This window comes from Actinocorallia lasiicapitis (genome assembly GCF_054778695.1).
Window position 1 is genome coordinate 1 of sequence record NZ_BAAGZI010000612.1, and the last position, 2217, is coordinate 2217.

Here is a 2217-nt window from a genome sequence, read left to right on the forward strand (position 1 = left end):
GGCGACGTCGCCGCCGATCAGCAGGGCCTCGGGCGTGTGCGCCGGGTCGGGGTGGCGGTGCGCGCCGGGCAGCCGGTGCTCCTGCTTGGTCAGCAGGTTGGCGGGCGCGTACCAGAGCACCCCGGAGCGGATGTCGGGGTCGGTGAGCGCGAGCATCGCGGCGAGGTGGCCGCCGGCCGACTCGCCCCACACGCTGATCCGGGACGCGTCGAGCCCGTGCTCGGCGGCGTTCTTCCGGATCCATTCGACGGCGGCGGACACGTCGTCGAGCTGCGCGGGGAACACGGCCTCCGCGCTCATCCGGTAGGTGACGGAGGCGACCGCGAACCCGGCCGCGAGCGCCTCGGCGACCGGATCGGTCGCGCCGAGCCAGCGGGCGCGCAGCGCGGGCGAACCGCCCAGCCAGGCCCCGCCGTGGATCCACACCAGTACGGGAACGTCTTCGGTGGCGTCGTCGGGCACGGCCAGGTTCATCAACAGCGGCCGGTACCCGTAGATCTCCGCCACCAGAATATCTCGATAGATCATCGATATATCGTACTGCTTCCGCGCGCCAGGGCCGCGGCCTCCCCCCTAGTTCGGACGCCCAACTTGGTGAAGAGGTTGCCCACATGGAACTTCACGGTGTGTTCGCTGAGCTGCATCCGCTGTGCGATCTCCCGGTTGCGCAGCCCTCGTCCCAGATGCCCGAGTACCTGCAATTCCCGCGGGGCGAGGCCGGTGAGCGGCGCGGCGTCGGGGAGCTCGCGCGGCGCCAGCGGCAGGACGGCCGCGAGCACGGTGCCCCAGCCCGGCACCGGATCGAGCTCGAACGCGCCGCCGAGCAGGGACAGCCGTGTCGTCAGCCGGACGACCGCCGGGTCGTCGGGAGACAGCAGCCCGGGGCCGTCGTCACGGAGCTCGATCCGCAGCACGGCCCCGTCGGTGCGCCAGGCCAGCCGGGCACGGCGCACGTCCGGCTGCGACTGGACGAGCAGGACCGCCGCGCGGGAGGCGAACACGGCCGTCTCGGCGAGCCTGCCGTGCAGCGGGCTTCCCTGGTCGGCGGGCGGGACCAGTTCGATCGCGAGCGCGCTGTGGCGTAGCAGCGGCTCGAGTTCGGCGCGGAGCCGTGCGAAGGCCGCGGGCAGCGGTTCCGGCAGGTCGTCCGGTGGAGCGTCGGTCTCCAGCAGCGCCGCGACGGTCGCGTCGGTGGCGGCACGGCGGGCCGCGGCGTCGTCGAGGGAGCGGGAACGCAGCACGCCGAGCAGGGCGGTGAGGGTCGCGGTGTGCCGTTCGGCCTGGTCGGCGGCGGTCCGGGCGCGGGCCTCCGCGACGGCCAGGCTCAGCGCCAGCGCGTCGGGATCCTGCCGCGACACGAGCGTCGCGAGATGCACGGTCGCCAGATCCCACAGGATCTGTGCCAGTTCGCGTTCCTCGGCGGAGACCGGACGTTCGGGGACCACGGCGAGCAGGGTCTGGCCGGAGCCCGCGGCCGTCGAGGCGAGCAGCAGCAGTTCGCGGACGCCTCCGGCCAGAGTCGCCCGGCCGGTCCAGGGCTCGCCCGGAACGGCGCGGCCGTGCAGCGCCTCCAGTTCGGCGACCGTGATCCGGGTGGTCAGCCGGACGTCGCCCTGGGTGTGCAGGGAGTCGGCCATGCAGTCGCTGGTGTGGTTGGCGAGCGCGGCGTGCGGGATCAGGGCCTGGAGCCGTCCGGAGAAGGTCTCCAGGGTCTCCGTCAGGGGCGCGTGGAAGACGGCGAGGGCCGAGCGCAGGGCTTCGGGGGCGTCCATGGCTCCACCGTAGGCCGTGATCTTCCCGGTCGGACCCCCCTTTCGGCTAGGTGTGACCGCCCGAACGGCCGGTTCCCGTCCGCCGTCGTCCCGGCGAGGCTGAGCGGCATGAGAGCTCTGGTGGCGACGGGCTACGGCCCTGTGGAAGATGTGCGGATCGAAGAAGTGCCCGTCCCGGTCGCCGGGCCGGGGCAGGTTCTGGTGCGGGTGGAGGCCGTGGCGCTCAACCCCCTCGACCTGATGCTGCTCGCCGGCGTCATGGACGCGGCACTGCCGGTGGCCTTCCCGTTCGTGCCCGGCATGGACGTGGCGGGCCGGATCGTGGCGCTCGGCGAGGGCGTCACCGGGTACGGCGCCGGTGACCGGGTGGTGGCCTTCCTGCCGCCGGCCGGCTGTGGCGGCCTCGCCGAGTACGCGCTCGCCCAGGCGGGCCCGACCACGGTCG

3 protein-coding genes are annotated in these 2217 nt (G+C 73.8%); 1 reads left to right on the forward strand and 2 read right to left on the reverse strand.

Annotation, left to right across the window (positions count from 1 at the left end; translation table 11 throughout):
• On the reverse strand, positions 1-528 hold a 528-nt coding region (locus ACYVE7_RS32885; RefSeq protein ID WP_460370337.1), incomplete at its 3' end, for an alpha/beta hydrolase fold domain-containing protein.
• Positions 525-1772 (reverse strand): helix-turn-helix transcriptional regulator, encoded by a 1248-nt coding sequence (locus ACYVE7_RS32890; RefSeq protein WP_460370339.1) that lies wholly within the window; start codon positions 1770-1772, stop codon positions 525-527. The genes ACYVE7_RS32890 and ACYVE7_RS32885, both read right to left, overlap by 4 nt.
• A 108-nt stretch (positions 1773-1880) precedes the next feature.
• Here ACYVE7_RS32890 and ACYVE7_RS32895 point away from each other — a divergent pair.
• Positions 1881-2217 (forward strand): alcohol dehydrogenase catalytic domain-containing protein (locus ACYVE7_RS32895; protein WP_460370341.1); only part of this gene is annotated, 337 nt, incomplete at its 3' end.